We start from the raw sequence: 14,590 nt of genomic DNA, 5'->3' as shown, positions 1-14,590 counted from the left end.
AGGAGGCCTATTCGCATCTGCTTCCCGCCGACCCGCACCCTCATGTTGTACGCGATCTACGTTCTCGCTGCGCACCACGGGCAGAGAGTCGGGCAGCAGCTGCTCGACGCGGCGATCGGGACGAGGCCCGCGATGTTGTGGGTGGCGAAGGAGAACGAGCGCGCGACGAACTTCTACCTGCGGAACGGGTTCGGCTTCGACGGGGTCGAGCAGATCGACCCGCACGCGCCGCTGATCACCGATGCACGGATGGTGCGCTGAGCGCTCACTCCAGATCGCACTTCCATCCTTCGCAGGGGAGCTTCGGATCGCGCGCGACCTCGCCTTCGGGAACACGCAGCATCTCTTCGGACCGCGGGATGTCGAACATCTGCAGCCCTTCGGTGGTCATGAGGGTGCGCCACGCGTCGCAGGGCGGCGAATAGGGCGGCTGCTCGTAGTCGAACGCGCGCAGCACCTCGGGTGAACGGGATTCGCGGAGAGCCTTGAGGTTGTCCCACATCGGGTCGTCGTCGAGTTCCAGCTCGGGTTCGGGTCGTACGAGCTGGATGGGCGACACTTCGGCCTCCATGACGGTCGGGTCGGAGATGACCGGGATCCGCGGACCTCGGACGGTCAGGTCGTAGGTCACGCCGGCGACGAGATGCACGGTGCGCGACGGATCGCCTGCGCAGGTCACCTCGGTTTCTGCGAAGTACTCGCCGCAGTCCGTGCCCACCGTGGAGAAGTCGGGGCCCTTCCTGACGTGATGACGATCGACACCGCTCGTCACCGTGCACGAGGTCTCGGTCGTGGCAGGGAACAGCGGGTTCACGAATCTCAGTCCCGCGACCGCGGCGACAGCGAGGAACACGCCCACGCCGATGAACGTCCAGACCCTGCGCGCTGTGCCTGACGACGAGTCCCCCCGAACCATGCACCGATCATCGCAGATGCGGGTGCTGGATGCGGCCGTCAGAACGTGAGGCCCGGGAGGAGGGAGACGGGACGCCCCCACCACGGGGGAGGCGGCGGAAAGGGCGCCCCGTCAGGAGCCGTCATAGGGACGACGCCGCGGCCGCCGCGACGAGCGCGACAGGGCTGCTCATTCAGAGTGACACCCGATCACACCCGGCACAAGTGACCCTTTGGCCAGACCTCGCGTTCAGGTGAGCGCTTCGGCATGACGGCGCAGGCCCCGTCGGTTCGAGACGTCGAGTTTGCGCATGATGCGGTGCATGTGGCTTTCGACGGTGCGGATGCTCAGCACCAGGCGGGTGGCGATCTCGGCATTCGACAGGCCGCTCGCGGCCAGTCTGCCCACCTCTTTCTCGCGCTCGGTGAGTGTGACGGCGACAGCGCCGAACCGAGCCAGATCGAAAGTGTGACCGGTGTGACGAGCGCGCAGCTGCTCTTCGACGTCTGCGGCGCGGCGCTGGGAGGCATCATCGCCGGCCTCGGCGAACCAGGCACGTGCGAACCGGCACGCCGACAACGCACTGCCGGTCATCCCGCGGCGTTCCAGTTCGTCGGCCGTCGCGAGCATCGCCTCCGCATCCCGGGCGACCAATGCACTCACGAAGGCGGCTTGGGCGGCGAGCCCCACCGCATCCGGCAGCTCCTTCGCGTGCAGGAGCGCGATCTCGAGCCGCTCGCGGGTGGGGTCGAGCTCCACGGCCGAGAGCTCGGCCATGAGGCCGGCGAAGCGAGCGCCGCGTCTCCAGAGGGCGTCTCCCGAACGCGCCAGCATCTCGGCGGCCTCCCGCGTCTTGCCGTCGAAGGCGAGCAGCTGCACCTGTGGCCAGGCGTTGCTCTGACCGGGCAGAGGCCCGTCGACGGCGCCGAGCTGATCGAGATCGGCTGCGAGCCTCTCGCCGGCGGTCAGCTGCCCTCGCCGGATGGCGACGACGGCCGCGATCGCGAGGAGCGACAGCTGCATCCCGGGCGGGAGGGGCGAGGGCTCTCCGGCGGAGAAGATGACCTCGAGCAGCTCGTCGACTGCCGCGTGATCCCCGGATCCCAGGTGGCACAGTGCGGCGGCGGTGCCGAACGCGCGCACGCCATCGATGTCGAGGTAGCCGTGCGCTTCATCGAATCCTCGTTGCAGGATGTCGAGAGCGGTCGTCGGATCGCCCGATCCGAGCAACGCGAGACCGAGGAGCATCCGAGACGTGTGGCGCTGCGGGGCGTCACCGAGTGCTTCGATGAGGCTGAAGACGCGTTTCGCGTCCGTGAAGCGTCCGAGACCGACGAGCACGCTCATCTGGGTCTCCAGCATGATCGCCTTGACGGCTGAGGGGAGGTCGTCGGCGACCTCGAGGCGCGTGCTGAAGTCCTCCGGCACCCGGTCGACGTTCGCGAGCAGCTGCACCTCGACGGCCCGCAGCATGCCCGCATAGCGGCCGACTCTCGGCGCCTCGTCCTGCAGGTCCGCGATCGCTCGGGCGACATCGTTTTCGACGTACGCGGTCCACTCGGCCTTCAAGGCGGAGAATTCGGCGCGGCTGGCGTCATCGCCCACGAGAGAATCCGGTGACGACAGCACCTCGGTGATCACGTCCCGAACCCTCGGGGTGTGCGTGTGCATGAGGGCACGGATGTACCTGACGGCACTGGATGCCTGCGGATTCGCCTCCCACTCCGCGGCGGTCACGATGCGTCGGGCGCGCGCCCGCTCCTGCAGCAGCCTCACGAAGAGAGCATCCTGGCCGCCCGAGGACGGCGGCGACGACCGGGGCTCGGTGAGGACCGACCACACCGACTCCGGCGTGCTCAGTTGGCGGACGATCTCTCCCGTCAGCCGCGTTCGCCGAGCCGTGAGTGGCTCGTGTCGGAAGAACTCGACCAGCAGCGGGGGCATCACGGCGACGAGCTGGCGGTCGCCACTGGGGATGAAGGTGATCATCCTCCGCTCCTCCAGCAGTTCCAGGGTGCCCCAATCGACCAGCTGGCTCGCGGTGTCGATGTCGGCGACCCCGACGATCGCGATGATCTCCAGCGCATCGCGGGTCGAGTCGTCGAGGCTCTCGAGGTGCGCTTCGAGCACGGCGCGGAGGCCGCTGCTCCACAGATCACGCGTGGCGGTCCACTCCGCGGATCGCTTCACGAGTCGCCTCTCGCGGATCGTCGCGTCGACCAGGCTCAGGGCGAGGCCGATGTTGCCGCCCGACTTCGCGAACACCCGACTCATCGTGGTCGCCTCGATCGGCGCCGCCAGATACGCCTCCAGCGCGTTCTCCATCTCCTCGAAACGCAGCGGCGCCATCTCGATCACATACGAGGGCTCGAGAGTCGAGGCGGGCAGACCGCTCGGCGTGTGCCTCGCGCGCAGACCCTGCAGGCGGGAGAGGACGATCGGCACTCCGCTCTCGCGCCGTACCGCCTCGGCGACGCCCCAGGACGACTCGTCGAGGTCATCCCAGTCATCGAGGAACAGCACCGATCGGGGCGTTCGCAGCGCATGTCGCAATGACTCGGCAGTCTCGTGCAGATGGGCTCCGGGGCGATGCGTGGCCGGGTCGCCGATTCCGGCCAGGTGAAGCGCAGCCAGCGGATGCTGTCGTAGCGAGGCGATGCCGCGCACGGCGACCACCGTCCACTCGTCCTCCTCGATCCGGGTGCGCAGTTCTTTGAGGAACGCACTGCGCCCCGATCCTCGACTGCCGACGACATCGATGCTGACCCCCGCGCGAAGGAGGTCCACGGCGGAGGCGAGGCTCTCTTCGCGACCGACGACCATGAGATCCCGCTTTCTCACGCGCTGCTCTTGTGCAAAAGGTACTCCCCAGAGGTCGGGGAGGGTAGACGCCTCCGCCACGTGCTCGCGGTGCGGCACGACAGCGAGCCTCGCGCACCGGCCCGCGCGTCGACCTCGGAATTCGACCGGTTACGAGGCCCTGATCTCGCATTGCGTACGGCCGTGCGGCGTCGAGGCCCTCCCGCAGGCGGCAGGCAGTAGTTCGATGCGCCTACTGAAGTACTCGCACACGACCCCCGCACGGCTACTGACGTGGTGCGTCCTCACACGCAAGGTGGACCCTCTCACCTCGCAAGCGGCGCGACTCGGGGCAGTCGGGTTCACCGGACGCGAGATGGTCGATGTGTTCGAGCTCCCCCTCGAACACCTGCGGATCCGCGTGAACGCCGCCACCGAGTCGCTCTTCTCCCCGAGGGCGACTCCCTCTCCCCGGAGCGTGTGGCGGCGTTCCCAGGTCTATTGCGCCTGCGGCTGGAGCACGACGTCGGATGCCGAGGCGAGCGGTCGCCATGGGGTCGCTCGGGCGGTGCGCTGCGCGAGCACGTCCGCGGCGAGCAGCGGCCCGAGGTCGATGCCGGTGAGCTGTGCGATCTCGGCGATCGGAACCTGGAAGGTACGGAAGCCGCCCAGGGGAGGCGCGGAGAAGAGTCCGTTCCGCAACCGGACGAGCTCGGACTGATCGAGCACGAAGCCGGCGGACGCCAGGCCGTCAGGCCCCTGCCAGGCAGCGATCTTCCAGAACCGGAGGGGAATGGGGATGCCGCGATACGGCGGATCTTCCGCGCCCAGCACCGGAGCGGTGAACACCGAGATGCGCTGGTCCGTGGTGTCGGCATACTCGATCACGTGGTCTTCGAGGCCGAGCCAGAGTTCCTTCGACTGGTTGAATCCTGCGGCCTGCGGTGCCGCGTTCGGATAGAAGAAGGTCGCCTCGGTCGCCGCTCGCGCGTCAGCGACCTCGCCCCACCCGGGGTCTCGTCGACGCACAAGATGCCCGCGGTCGAGGTCGTTGCGCGCGTACACCTCGGGACCGGTCTGCAGTTCAGGCCCGATCCGGGGGTCGAGCCTCCACTCGCCGGTGCGGGGCAGCTCGCGCAGAAGCGCGCCATCGATGTTCACCGCCGTCGCGGCGGCCAGGCGACGCTCGGCGTCGAGCAGCACGGTGAAGCGTGGGTAGGTCAGCGCTGTCGCCTCGCGCTCCGGCCGGGGCAGGGGGACTCGGGTCGGGAGGAAGTCGTGGTCGTATCCGTCTGCCATACCGACATACTGGTCGACACCGCCGACACCCCTCCAGGGGCAGACGCGCGAGCGCCCCCTCTCGAACCTCTCGGGAGGGGGCGCTCGCGGGCAGAGGTCACGGGGTGGGCATACCGCCGTTGACGTTCAGCGTCTCGCCCGCGACGTAGCTCGACTCGGCAGAGGCGAGGAAGACGTAGGCCGGTGCCAGCTCGGCCGGCTGGCCCATGCGTCCGAGCGGGGTGTCCTCGCCGAACTCCGGGAGCTTCTCCTGCGGCTGTCCGTCGCTCGGCTGCAACGGCGTCCAGATCGGGCCCGGCGCCACGGCGTTCACGCGGATGCCCTTCGGGGCGAGCTGCTCGGCCAGGCCCTTCGTGAAGGCGTTGATCGTCGCCTTGGTCGAGGCGTAGTCGACGAGGATCCCCGACGGCGAATAGGCCTGGATCGACGTCGTGTTGATGATCGTCGAGCCTGCCGGGAGGTGCGGCAGCGCGGCCTTCGTGATCCAGAACATCGCGTAGACGTTGGTCTTGAAGGTGTCGTCGAACTGCTCGTCGGTGATGTCGGTCAGCGACTCCTGATAGACCTGCTTGCCGCCGTTGTTGACGAGGATGTCGAGACCGCCGAGGGCTCCCACCGCCTCCGAGACGAGCGTGCGGCAGTACTCGGGGTCACGCAGGTCACCGGGGATCTGCGCCACGGTCGCACCCGCCTCGCGCAGGATGCCGGCGATGCGCGCCGCATCCTCCTCCTCTTCGGGCAGGTACGAGAGGGCGACGTCCGCACCTTCGCGCGCGAAGGCGATCGCGGTCGCCGCGCCGATGCCCGAGTCGCCGCCGGTGATGAGGGCCTTGCGTCCGGTCAGCCGGCCGGTGCCGCGGTAGCTCTCTTCGCCGAGATCGGCCTTCGGGGCGAGGTCGGCATCGAGACCGGGTTCCGGCATGTGCTGCTTCTGGGGTTCGATGTCGGAGTAGAGCTCGGCCGGGTTGGTGAAGGTGTACTGGTCGCGAGACATGAGGGTTCCTCTCGGTCGCTGATCTGGGGGTATGACTCCAGCGTGCGCGCTCGTCGGAATGTCGGCCAGCGCCTTGCGTCTCGCGCCGAGGGTCGCTATGGCGGCGGCAGGGTGGGGGTCGCCACGCCCGGATGCCGGGAGTAGCCTCGCGGCATGGGCCGACTCATCTACTCCATGATCACGTCGCTCGACGGCTACGTCAGCGGACCCGACGGCGGGTTCGACTGGGCGCTCGACGAAGAGCTGCACGACTTCATCAATCGGCAGTTCGCCGACGTCGGCACCTATCTCTACGGTCGGCGCATGTACGAGACGATGGTCTATTGGGAGACCGCTCACCTCGAGCCCGATCAGCCGCAGGTCGGCATCGACTACGCGCGGGTGTGGCAGGCCGCTGAAAAGGTGGTGTTCTCGACGACGCTGCCCGACGTGTCGAGCGAGCGCACGCGGCTCGAGCGCACGTTCGACCCTGAGGCGGTCCGGCGGTGGAAGGACGAGTCCGACAGCGATCTCACGGTCGACGGTCCCGCGCTCGCCGCGCAGGCGATCGGTGCCGGACTGGTCGACGAGTTCGGGTTGATCATCGGGCCGGGCATCGTGGGAGGCGGCACGCCGTTCTTCCCCCACGGGGTGCACGTCGACCTGGAGCTGCTCGACGACAAGCGGTTCCCCAGCGGAGTGATGTTCCTCCGCTACGCGACCAAGCGGTGACGGGTGCCGTCAGGGGCGCACACGCACGGTGCGGCCCTCGAACGTCACCAGGTCGCCGTCGTGCAGCTGGCGCCCGCGACGGCGATCGACCTCGTCGTTGACCTTGACGAATCCGTCGATCACGACCTCTTTCGCGTTGCCGCCCGAGTCGAGCAGCCCCGAGTACTTCAGGAACTGGCCGAGGCGGATCATCTCTCCGCCGATGGAGACGTCGTCGATCCGACCGGAATTCGTCATGACTGAAATGGTATCCGGCCGCACACGCGTCGAGCCGCCGACCCGGTGCGGGGCGGCGGCTCGAAGAACGACGTCGGGGACTACGGGGCAGCGCGTTCAGTCGTCGGTGTCGGTGCCGACCACGGCGAAGTCGGCGCTGAAGTCGATGTCGATCGAGCGGTTGTCGCTCGTCAGCACCGATGCGTCGTAGGGGCTCACCTCGTCGTTGTCGGCGTCGAGGTCGGTGATCATGCCGTCGGCCTCGGCAAGGGCGGCGTCGACCAGCGCGCGGATCGTGGCCTCGTCGAGCGTGCTCGTGGGGGCAGAGTCGTCATCCTGCTCGGTCGAGATCACGGTGGCCTCGAGGTCGGCATCCACCCGCACCTCGGTCTCGCTGCCGTCGGCTCCGATCAGCTGCACCTCCCAGGTGCCGTCCCGCTTCGCATCGATCGAGGTGACGCCGCCCTCTGCAGCGCCGCGGGCGGCATCCGCGATCTGCACGAGCTCGTCGGCGGAGTCGGTGCCGATACCGGTGACGGGGCCTCCGCCCTGCGAGGGGCCCTGGCCGTCATCGTCGCGGTCGTCGCCGCGGTCGTCGCCGGGCTGTCCGCCCCGGTCGCCGTCGCCGCGGGGTCCGTCGGCCATCGAGGGGCGATCGTCGTCGTCGCCGAACTCATCGCCGACGGCCGCACCGAGCGCCACGCCGCCGCCGACGAGCACCACGGCCGCGGCGATCCCGCCGCCGATCAGAAGGGCGCGCTTGCGGCCGCGCTTCGCAGGAGCCGCGGGAGCCGCAGGAGCCGCAGGAGCCGCAGAGGCGTCGGCGGGGAGCGGCTCGACGGGCACGGTCTGGGCGTCGGATGCCGGCGCGGATGCTGCCGGGGGAGCGGGCGGTGCCGGGGGAGTGGATCCTGCGGGCAGGTTCTCGGGCGTCTGGTCGGGGGTCGAGTTCTTGTCGTTCATGTCTCGATGCTCTCGCGGCAGTGCTGAAGCCACCCTGAAGCGTCCTGAAGCCGCTTTCAGGAAGGGCGTCGTCAGCCGCGAACCGCGCTCGCCACGTCGGAGAACGATGCCGGTACGAAGCCGCCGTGTGCCTGCTCACCGTGCACGAGCTCGCCCGATCCCGTCTCGGCGCTGCCGAGAACGCCCCAGGGATCCACGATCCGCACGTCGTGGCCGTCGAGGTGCAGACGTCGGATCCCCTCGAGCATCATGCGGCGGGCGATGCTGTTCGCACGCTGCACCCGATCGAGGTCGACGATGACCGGTCCGTCTCCCGACGGCTCCTCGGCGAAGCCGCGAAGCACCCGCTCGGCTTCCATGAAGTGCAGGTCCCCGGCGATCTCGTGCACGGCGGCCCCGTCGTGCTCGACCCGGCGCGACACGGATCGCGACGAGTCGGTCGACGTCATCAGGTGAAGACCGAGATCGTGGTTCATGCGCTCGAACATGCGCACCCCGCGAGTGCTGTTGCCGTGCGGGTCGAGCCGAGGGGAGAACGCGGCGATGCCGACCTGCCCGGGCAGCACGCCCATCAGACCGCCCGCGACGCCGCTCTTCGCGGGGATGCCGACGGACGTCAGCCAGTCGCCCGCGGAGTCGTACATGCCGCAGGTCGTCATGACGCTGAGCACCTGCCGGTTGATGACGGGGTCGATCACCTGGTCGCCGTCGGGAGTGCGGCCACCCGCGGCGAGCACCGACGCCATGCGTGCGAGGTCGCGCACGGTGACCGACACCGAGCACTGGCGGGTGTACCCGCGCACGACGTCGGCAGGGTCGGCGTCGAGAGTGCCGACGGTGCGCAGCATGTAGGCGAGCGCCATGTTGCGATCGGCTGACGCGAGCTCGGACTCGAACACGTCCTCCGCGATCGAGAGCTCGCGACCGGCGAGCCGGCTGTAGAGCTCGACGATGCGCTCGACCCGCGCGTCGGCACCACCGCCGCCGACCAGGGCGTGGGCGGCGATCGCCCCGGCGTTGATCATCGGGTTGCGCGGACGGCCGGTCTCGGGCTCGAGCGAGATCTCGTTGAACGCGTCGCCGGACGGCTCGACATCGATGCGCTCGAGCACGGCCTCGAGTCCCTGATCGGCGATCGCGAGGGCATACGTGAACGGCTTCGAGATCGACTGGATCGTGAACTCCACGTCTGCGTCACCCGCCACGTACACCTCTCCGTCGAGCGTCGCGACGGCGACCGCGAGGCGATCGGGGTCAGCGTGCGCGAGCTCCGGGATGTATGAGGCGACCTCACCCGCATCCGACCCGCATGACTCGAGCAGCGCGGTGAGGTAGTCGATCATGGGGGTCTGCATGTGCTCCATGCTCCCACGCGGAGCCGCTGCGGCCCGCTCGAGCCACCCTGCTCAGACCGCGAGCGGGAGCGTGACGACGAAGCGCGCGCCGCCCCAACGCGAGTCATCGACCGACACGGTTCCGCCGCTCGCGGCGGCGATCCCCTGCACGATGGCGAGCCCGAGACCACTGCCGCCTGCGTCTCGGCTGCGAGCCTCGTCGAGCCGCACGAAACGCTCGAAGATGCGGTCGCGCTCGCCGGGCGGCACCCCGGCGCCGTCGTCCTCGACGGTCACGAAGACCCATGAGCCCTGCGGGATCACACCGATCGCCACGTGTCCCGCGCTGTGCCGGGCGGCATTGTCGGCAAGGTTGCGCAGCAGCTGGCCGAGCAGGCGCGGGTCGCCCTCGACGCGAGCGGCCCGGATGCCGGACCCGTCGACCTCGACCCCCCGAGCGCGCAGCCGGCGCACCTCGCCGAGAGCCAGGTCGTCGAGATCGACGGCCTCGTCGTGCGTGCCGCCGCCCTCGTCGAGGCGCGCGAGCAGCAGCAGCGACTCGACGATGCCCTGCAACCGCAGCCCTTCCTCGGAGACGACTTCGGCGAGTTCGCCGATGCTGGTCGTGGCAGGGTGAGCCTGGGCGAGCTCCGCATGCTGGCGGATCGTGGCCAGCGGTGACCGCAGCTCGTGCGAGGCATCCGAGACGAAGCGGCGCTGTGCGGTCGCCGAGGCGTCGAGCCTGTCGAGCATCCGGTTCATCGTCGTCGCGAGAGCGGCGATCTCGTCGGCCGACGGAGGCACCTCGACCCGATTGTGCAGGTGCTCGGCGGTGATGCCGTCGACCTCTTCGCGGATGCGTGTGACGGGCCGGAGAGCGCGACCCACGACGAGCCAGGTGGTGACCGCGACGAGCGCGAGCAGCAGGGGCAGCGCGATCGCGAGCAGCACCGCGACGGTCGACAGCGTCTCGTCATCTCCGTCGATGGGCACGGCGAGCACGAGCGTCTCGTCGTCGTCGAGGCCGTCGGAGACGACGAGCATCGGCGAGCCGTCGATCATCACCCGCTGCGGGTCGTCGGAGATCGGAAGTGCTCGGGAGCCCAGGTCGTCGCGGGCGTCTTCGCTCGCCGAGCGGACGGAGCCGTCGGCGGCGACGATCTGCACGAGTTCGTCATCGAGGGTGTCGATGCCGCGACCTGCACCTGGGCCTCCGCCCGGGCCGTCGACACGCTCGGTCAGCTCGTCGAGCCGCTGCTCGGCGGCACGCTCGGCGCTGGCATGGATGCTCGAACTCAGGATGCTGTAGAACGAGAACGCCCCGATGAGCAGCGCGACCGCGACGACGAGGGTCGCGCCGAGGGTCGTTCTGGCACGCACCGACTTCCACGCGCGACTAGCCACCGTCTGCCGCCAACCGGTATCCGGCGCCGCGGATCGTCTCGATCGCCTCGCGTCCGAAGGGCTTGTCGAGCTTGCGGCGGAGATGCCCGACATAGACCTCGACGATGTTCGGGTCGCCGTCGAAGTCGTCATCCCACACGCCGTCGATCAGCGCGCGCTTCGACAGCACCTGCCCGCGGTGGCGCATGAGGTACTCGAGCACCGCGAACTCCCGCGCGGTCAGCGTGACCGCCGTGTCGCCCCGCCAGACGCGGTGCGACGAGGGATCGAGCTTCAGGTCGCCGGCCTCGAGCACCGCGGGGCGAGCGACGGCGCCGCGCCGGACGAGGGCGCGGATGCGGGCCACCAGGATCGCGAACGAGAACGGTTTGGTGACATAGTCGTCGGCTCCGGTCTCGAGGGCCTCGACCTGATCCCACTCGCCGTCCTTCGCGGTCAGCATCAGCACGGGGGTCCAGTTCTCTTCGGCGCGCAGCGCCTCGCACACCTTCCACCCGCTCATGCCGGGCATCATCAGGTCGAGCACGATCGCGTCGTACCGGGTCTCGCGTGCACGCCAGAGTCCGTCGACTCCGTTGTTCGCGACGTCGACCGCGAATCCTTCGGCCTCCAGCCCCCGGCGGACGGCGTCGGCCAACCGCACCTCGTCGTCAACCACCAGGATCCGCATCGCTCCAGTCTGGCGCGCGCACGCTGAATCCGCGCTGAAGCAGGGCGGGCGGGCGCCTCATAGCTGCATCCTTCCTGCGCCCCGGGCGGAGATCTCACGCACGGAAGGAGCGGATGCCGCTGAGGCTCCTCCCGAGGCGTAGATCTCCTCCCGAGGGCGAGGGCGAGGGCGGGGACGAGACCGCTCGGCGTCACACGTCGGTGCGGAACCCCGACGCCTTGTGCGTGCCGTCGCAGAACGGCTTGATCGTCGAGAGGCCGCAGCGGCAGAGCGCCACGGTGCGTCGTGTGACCTCCATCGGCTCGCCGTCGGCCGTCTCGAGCACGGCTGCCCCACGCACCAGCAGCGGCCCGTCGGGGTAGGCGGTGATCGTCACGGCATCCTCACGCCCGGTCATCGGGCGTCCCGGGGTCGCAGCGACGTTTCGCCGCGAGTCCAGGTGTCGAGCATGTGGCCGGCCGCCCAGCCGTCGACGGTGAGGCAGGCGGCTGCGCCGAACATGATGTCGGGCAGCAGCTCGGGGTGATCCTCGGCCAGCCCGCCGGCCAGGTCGCGGGCCGCGATCTGCTCGTGCACGGCATCCGCCTCGACGTGCTCGTCGAAGTAGTCGGTCACGTCCTCGGTGAAGCCGAGGCGCCGCAGACCGTCGGCGTACAGGCGGTTCGGGATCGACGACGTCATCTCGAACGCGGCGAGATGACCGACGATGGCGCCGAGGAGGCGCCGGTTGAGTCCGAACATCGACATCGCATTGAGCGAGGCGAGCGTGATGGCTGGCACGTCGTCGACGTATCCGCCGTAGGTGTCGTCGAGTCCGGCACCGCGCATCGCGCGCGCGAAGATCGTCGCGTGCACGCGATCGGGCCTTCCGCCGCCGTACTCGTCGGACTGGATCTCGACGAGCGCCGCCTTCGCGCGGCCGGTCAGCCGGGGAATCGCCCACGAGTGCGGGTCGGCCTCGCGCAGTGTGTAGATCGAGCGCTGCATGAAGAACTCGTGCATCTGCTCTTTCGTCGCCTTCTTCGCGACGTAGCGCGACAGGCTGGGGCCCGTGTCGGCCTCGGCGAGGGCGAACAGGGCGCGGCCGACGGCGTCGACCGTCGGTTCGGGCAGCTCCGGCATCGGCACGGTCGCCCGCAGTGCCCGCTCGAACGCGTGCTCGAGGATTCCCCGCGTGGTGATCAACGCCGCATCCCACTCGAGGGCCGGGTCGAGTTCGGGAAGCGACCCGTACGACGAGGCATAGAGCACGAAGAGCGCGAGCTGGACATCGTCGTCGCGCACGACATCGTCGGTCGAGGCGAGCGCCGCCTCGGCCCTGGCGCCGAGATCGTCGGCGTCATCGCCGGTCAGTCGACGGATGACGGCATCGCTGAGCGGACCTCTCGCTGTGATGCCGTGGACGGCGGACGGAGTGAGTGCTGGCGCAGACATGGAGATGCTCCCAAAGATCGGATACTCGCAGTCTCGCCCGGCGATCGGCGCACGTGAAGGGTCTTGACGGCGACGCATCGGATGCGGAAGGGCGGATGCCGGCGCATCCGGATCTGTGACGTCCGGCCGCCGCCTAGGCTGGAAGCATGAACAAGAACTCGCTCTGGACCATCGTCGGCGTCATCCTCGCCGTCGTGATCGCCTGGTGGATCGTCAGCGCGCTGTTCTCGATCCTGTGGTTCATCGCCAAGCTCGCGATCGTGCTCGTCGTCGCGGTCGTGGTGTTCCTCGTGCTGCGAGGGCTGTTCAGCTCGAAGGCCGAGTAGCGCCCGCAACGGTCAGCTGACCGGGACGTTCGCCCCGACTCGATACCGCGCCGCACGATGCGTGTCCTGCACGCGGTCGCCCTTGCCCTGCAGCTTGTTGCGCAACGTGCCCGGCGTGTACTCCTCGGGGTAGACGCCGCGCTCGCGCAGCACCGGGATGACGTGCTCGATGACGTCCTGCCAGGTGCCGGGCGTGACCGCGTAGGCGAGGTTGAACCCGTCGATGTCGGTCTCCTCGACCCACGACTGCAGCTCATCGGCGATCTCGACGCCGGAGCCCACGATGGTCGGGCCGAGGCCGCCGATCGCGTTATGGCGTCCGAAGTCGCCGACGGTCCACTCGCGTCCGAGGTCGGCCTCCTCCTTCAGATGCTGCAGCACCGACTGGATCGCGTTCGACTCCACATTGCCGACCGGCTCGTCCTCGGCATACTGCGACAGGTCGACGCCCATCCAGCCCGACATGAACGTCAGCGCTCCTTCGGGGCTGGCGTACGACAGGTACTCGGCGTGCTTCGCCGCGGCATCCTCGCTCGTGGCTCCGGTGATGACGGTGAGCAGCGTGTAGATCTTCGCGTCGTAGCGGTCGCGACCGGCGGCTTCCAACCCGTCGCGGATGCGCTTCACGGTGCCGGCGAGCACCTCTTTCGAGGGCGCCGCGACGAAGATCGCCTCGGCGTTCTCCGACGCGAAGCGCACTCCGCGGGGGCTCGCACCCGCCTGGTAGATGACAGGAGTCCGCTGCGGTGACGGCTCGGAGATGTGGATGCCGGGAACGCTGAAGTGCTTGCCCTCATGGCCGATCGGGTGCACCTTCGACGGATCGGTGAAGATGCCGCTCTCGCGGTCTTCGACGACCGCGTCGTCTTCCCACGACCCCTCCCACAGCTTGTAGAGCACTTCGACGTACTCGTCGGCATGGTCGTAGCGGTCGTCGTGGGCGAGCTGGTCGGTCTGTCCCATGTTGCGTGCGGCGCTGGGCAGGTAGCCGGTCACGACGTTCCACCCGATGCGTCCGTTGGTGAGGTGGTCGAGGGTGCTGAGGCGGCGGGCGAACGGATACGGATGCTCGAACGCGGTGCCCGCGGTGATGCCGAAGCCGAGGTGCTCGGTGACCGCGGCCATCGCGCTGACCAGCAGGATCGGATCGTTCACGGGAACCTGGGCGCCGTTGCGGATCGCCGCCTCGTTCGTTCCGCCGTAGACGTCGTAGGTGCCGAGCACGTCGGCGATGAAGATGCCGTCGAAGGTCGCGCTCTCGAGCAGCTTCGCCAGATCGGTCCAGTACGAGATGGTGTTGTACTGGCGCGATCGGTCGTCGGGATGCCGCCACAGGCCGGACGACTGGTGGGCGACGCAGTTCATGTCGAAGGCGTTGAAACGGATCTGACGGGTCATGCCGTCAAGCAAACCCGCCGCCGCCCACCGCGGCCACCCTCGCTGACATGCGCCGACACATTCGGGGTGCCGCCCCCCGGCCGGCTTTCGAATCGCCCACTTGGCAGATTCGACCCGGTCTGAACTGCATAGTGCGCGATTCGAAAG

The 14,590-nt window shown here is 69.1% G+C and carries 15 protein-coding genes; 3 read left to right on the top strand and 12 right to left on the bottom strand.

The window, feature by feature from the left end:
- Positions 1 to 42: 42 nt before the first annotated feature.
- Entirely contained in the window at positions 43 to 261 is a 219-nt protein-coding gene (locus tag AC3WS6_RS01880; protein WP_492499383.1) for a GNAT family N-acetyltransferase, read from the top strand.
- Between the two features lie 4 nt (positions 262 to 265).
- On the opposite strand, the gene AC3WS6_RS01875 is transcribed toward AC3WS6_RS01880, so the two are convergent.
- From AC3WS6_RS01875 to AC3WS6_RS01860, 4 genes are all read right to left on the bottom strand, one after another.
- Positions 266 to 916 carry a hypothetical protein gene (locus tag AC3WS6_RS01875; RefSeq protein WP_492499382.1) on the bottom strand — a complete coding sequence of 217 codons (651 nt, stop codon included), beginning with the start codon at positions 914 to 916 and terminating at the stop codon, positions 266 to 268.
- Positions 917 to 1,144: 228 nt separating this feature from the next.
- Positions 1,145 to 3,736 (bottom strand): helix-turn-helix transcriptional regulator, encoded by a 2,592-nt coding sequence (locus AC3WS6_RS01870; protein WP_492499381.1) that lies wholly within the window; start codon positions 3,734 to 3,736, stop codon positions 1,145 to 1,147.
- 456 nt (positions 3,737 to 4,192) lie between these two features.
- Entirely contained in the window at positions 4,193 to 4,993 is an 801-nt protein-coding gene (locus AC3WS6_RS01865) for a DNA/RNA non-specific endonuclease (RefSeq protein WP_492499380.1), read from the bottom strand.
- Between the two features lie 97 nt (positions 4,994 to 5,090).
- Positions 5,091 to 5,987, bottom strand: coding sequence for an SDR family oxidoreductase (locus AC3WS6_RS01860; RefSeq protein ID WP_492499379.1), 897 nt, complete (start codon positions 5,985 to 5,987; stop codon positions 5,091 to 5,093).
- A gap of 153 nt (positions 5,988 to 6,140) precedes the next feature.
- Between AC3WS6_RS01860 and AC3WS6_RS01855 the strand changes: the two genes are divergently transcribed.
- Complete coding sequence (locus AC3WS6_RS01855) at positions 6,141 to 6,698, top strand: dihydrofolate reductase family protein (RefSeq protein ID WP_492499378.1); 558 nt, start codon at positions 6,141 to 6,143, stop codon at positions 6,696 to 6,698.
- A gap of 9 nt (positions 6,699 to 6,707) precedes the next feature.
- Here the strand turns inward: AC3WS6_RS01855 and AC3WS6_RS01850 are convergent, their stop codons facing one another.
- The 7 genes from AC3WS6_RS01850 to AC3WS6_RS01820 form a co-directional block, all read right to left on the bottom strand.
- Positions 6,708 to 6,935 (bottom strand): RNA-binding S4 domain-containing protein, encoded by a 228-nt coding sequence (locus AC3WS6_RS01850; protein WP_201470604.1) that lies wholly within the window; start codon positions 6,933 to 6,935, stop codon positions 6,708 to 6,710.
- A 96-nt stretch (positions 6,936 to 7,031) separates the two neighbouring features.
- Positions 7,032 to 7,877, bottom strand: a complete 846-nt coding sequence (locus AC3WS6_RS01845) for a PepSY domain-containing protein (protein ID WP_492499377.1) — start codon at positions 7,875 to 7,877, stop codon at positions 7,032 to 7,034.
- Positions 7,878 to 7,948: 71 nt separating this feature from the next.
- Positions 7,949 to 9,232 (bottom strand): glutaminase, encoded by a 1,284-nt coding sequence (locus AC3WS6_RS01840; protein WP_492499376.1) that lies wholly within the window; start codon positions 9,230 to 9,232, stop codon positions 7,949 to 7,951.
- Between the two features lie 51 nt (positions 9,233 to 9,283).
- Positions 9,284 to 10,615, bottom strand: a complete 1,332-nt coding sequence (locus AC3WS6_RS01835) for a sensor histidine kinase (RefSeq protein ID WP_492499375.1) — start codon at positions 10,613 to 10,615, stop codon at positions 9,284 to 9,286.
- Complete coding sequence (locus tag AC3WS6_RS01830) at positions 10,608 to 11,285, bottom strand: response regulator transcription factor (RefSeq protein ID WP_492499374.1); 678 nt, start codon at positions 11,283 to 11,285, stop codon at positions 10,608 to 10,610. Before AC3WS6_RS01830 ends, AC3WS6_RS01835 begins: the two co-directional genes overlap by 8 nt.
- A gap of 190 nt (positions 11,286 to 11,475) precedes the next feature.
- Positions 11,476 to 11,682, bottom strand: coding sequence for a CDGSH iron-sulfur domain-containing protein (locus tag AC3WS6_RS01825; protein WP_492499373.1), 207 nt, complete (start codon positions 11,680 to 11,682; stop codon positions 11,476 to 11,478).
- The gene (locus AC3WS6_RS01820) at positions 11,679 to 12,719 is read right to left on the bottom strand and encodes an iron-containing redox enzyme family protein (protein WP_492499372.1); all 1,041 of its coding nucleotides are present in this window, start codon (positions 12,717 to 12,719) and stop codon (positions 11,679 to 11,681) included. The genes AC3WS6_RS01825 and AC3WS6_RS01820 overlap by 4 nt, the downstream gene beginning before the upstream one ends.
- Positions 12,720 to 12,865: 146 nt before the next feature.
- Here AC3WS6_RS01820 and AC3WS6_RS01815 point away from each other — a divergent pair, with 146 nt between their 5' ends.
- The gene (locus AC3WS6_RS01815; protein WP_056311101.1) at positions 12,866 to 13,045 is read left to right on the top strand and encodes a hypothetical protein; all 180 of its coding nucleotides are present in this window, start codon (positions 12,866 to 12,868) and stop codon (positions 13,043 to 13,045) included.
- A 12-nt stretch (positions 13,046 to 13,057) separates the two neighbouring features.
- Here the strand turns inward: AC3WS6_RS01815 and AC3WS6_RS01810 are convergent, their stop codons facing one another.
- Positions 13,058 to 14,443: an LLM class flavin-dependent oxidoreductase gene (locus AC3WS6_RS01810; RefSeq protein ID WP_492499371.1), complete on the bottom strand. Its 1,386-nt coding sequence runs from the start codon at positions 14,441 to 14,443 to the stop codon at positions 13,058 to 13,060.
- Positions 14,444 to 14,590: the final 147 nt, after the last annotated feature.

This window comes from Microbacterium sp. EB106-03-03-XG65 (assembly GCF_058791955.1).
Note: the sequence above shows the minus strand (reverse complement) of the source record. Positions and strands in the feature narration are given on the sequence as shown.

Excerpts from the sequence above, each read along its gene's own strand:
- AC3WS6_RS01860 (WP_492499379.1), bottom strand. The coding sequence starts at position 5,987 with ATGTCTCGCGACCAGTACACCTTCACCAACCCGGCCGAGCTCTACTCC.
- AC3WS6_RS01840 (WP_492499376.1), bottom strand. The coding sequence starts at position 9,232 with ATGCAGACCCCCATGATCGACTACCTCACCGCGCTGCTCGAGTCATGC.
- AC3WS6_RS01830 (WP_492499374.1), bottom strand. The coding sequence starts at position 11,285 with ATGCGGATCCTGGTGGTTGACGACGAGGTGCGGTTGGCCGACGCCGTC.
- AC3WS6_RS01810 (WP_492499371.1), bottom strand. The coding sequence starts at position 14,443 with ATGACCCGTCAGATCCGTTTCAACGCCTTCGACATGAACTGCGTCGCC.
- AC3WS6_RS01825 (WP_492499373.1), bottom strand. The coding sequence starts at position 11,682 with ATGACCGGGCGTGAGGATGCCGTGACGATCACCGCCTACCCCGACGGG.
- AC3WS6_RS01820 (WP_492499372.1), bottom strand. The coding sequence starts at position 12,719 with ATGTCTGCGCCAGCACTCACTCCGTCCGCCGTCCACGGCATCACAGCG.
- AC3WS6_RS01880 (WP_492499383.1), top strand. The coding sequence starts at position 43 with ATGTTGTACGCGATCTACGTTCTCGCTGCGCACCACGGGCAGAGAGTC.
- AC3WS6_RS01865 (WP_492499380.1), bottom strand. The coding sequence starts at position 4,993 with ATGGCAGACGGATACGACCACGACTTCCTCCCGACCCGAGTCCCCCTG.
- AC3WS6_RS01855 (WP_492499378.1), top strand. The coding sequence starts at position 6,141 with ATGGGCCGACTCATCTACTCCATGATCACGTCGCTCGACGGCTACGTC.
- AC3WS6_RS01815 (WP_056311101.1), top strand. The coding sequence starts at position 12,866 with ATGAACAAGAACTCGCTCTGGACCATCGTCGGCGTCATCCTCGCCGTC.
- AC3WS6_RS01845 (WP_492499377.1), bottom strand. The coding sequence starts at position 7,877 with ATGAACGACAAGAACTCGACCCCCGACCAGACGCCCGAGAACCTGCCC.
- AC3WS6_RS01850 (WP_201470604.1), bottom strand. The coding sequence starts at position 6,935 with ATGACGAATTCCGGTCGGATCGACGACGTCTCCATCGGCGGAGAGATG.
- AC3WS6_RS01875 (WP_492499382.1), bottom strand. The coding sequence starts at position 916 with ATGGTTCGGGGGGACTCGTCGTCAGGCACAGCGCGCAGGGTCTGGACG.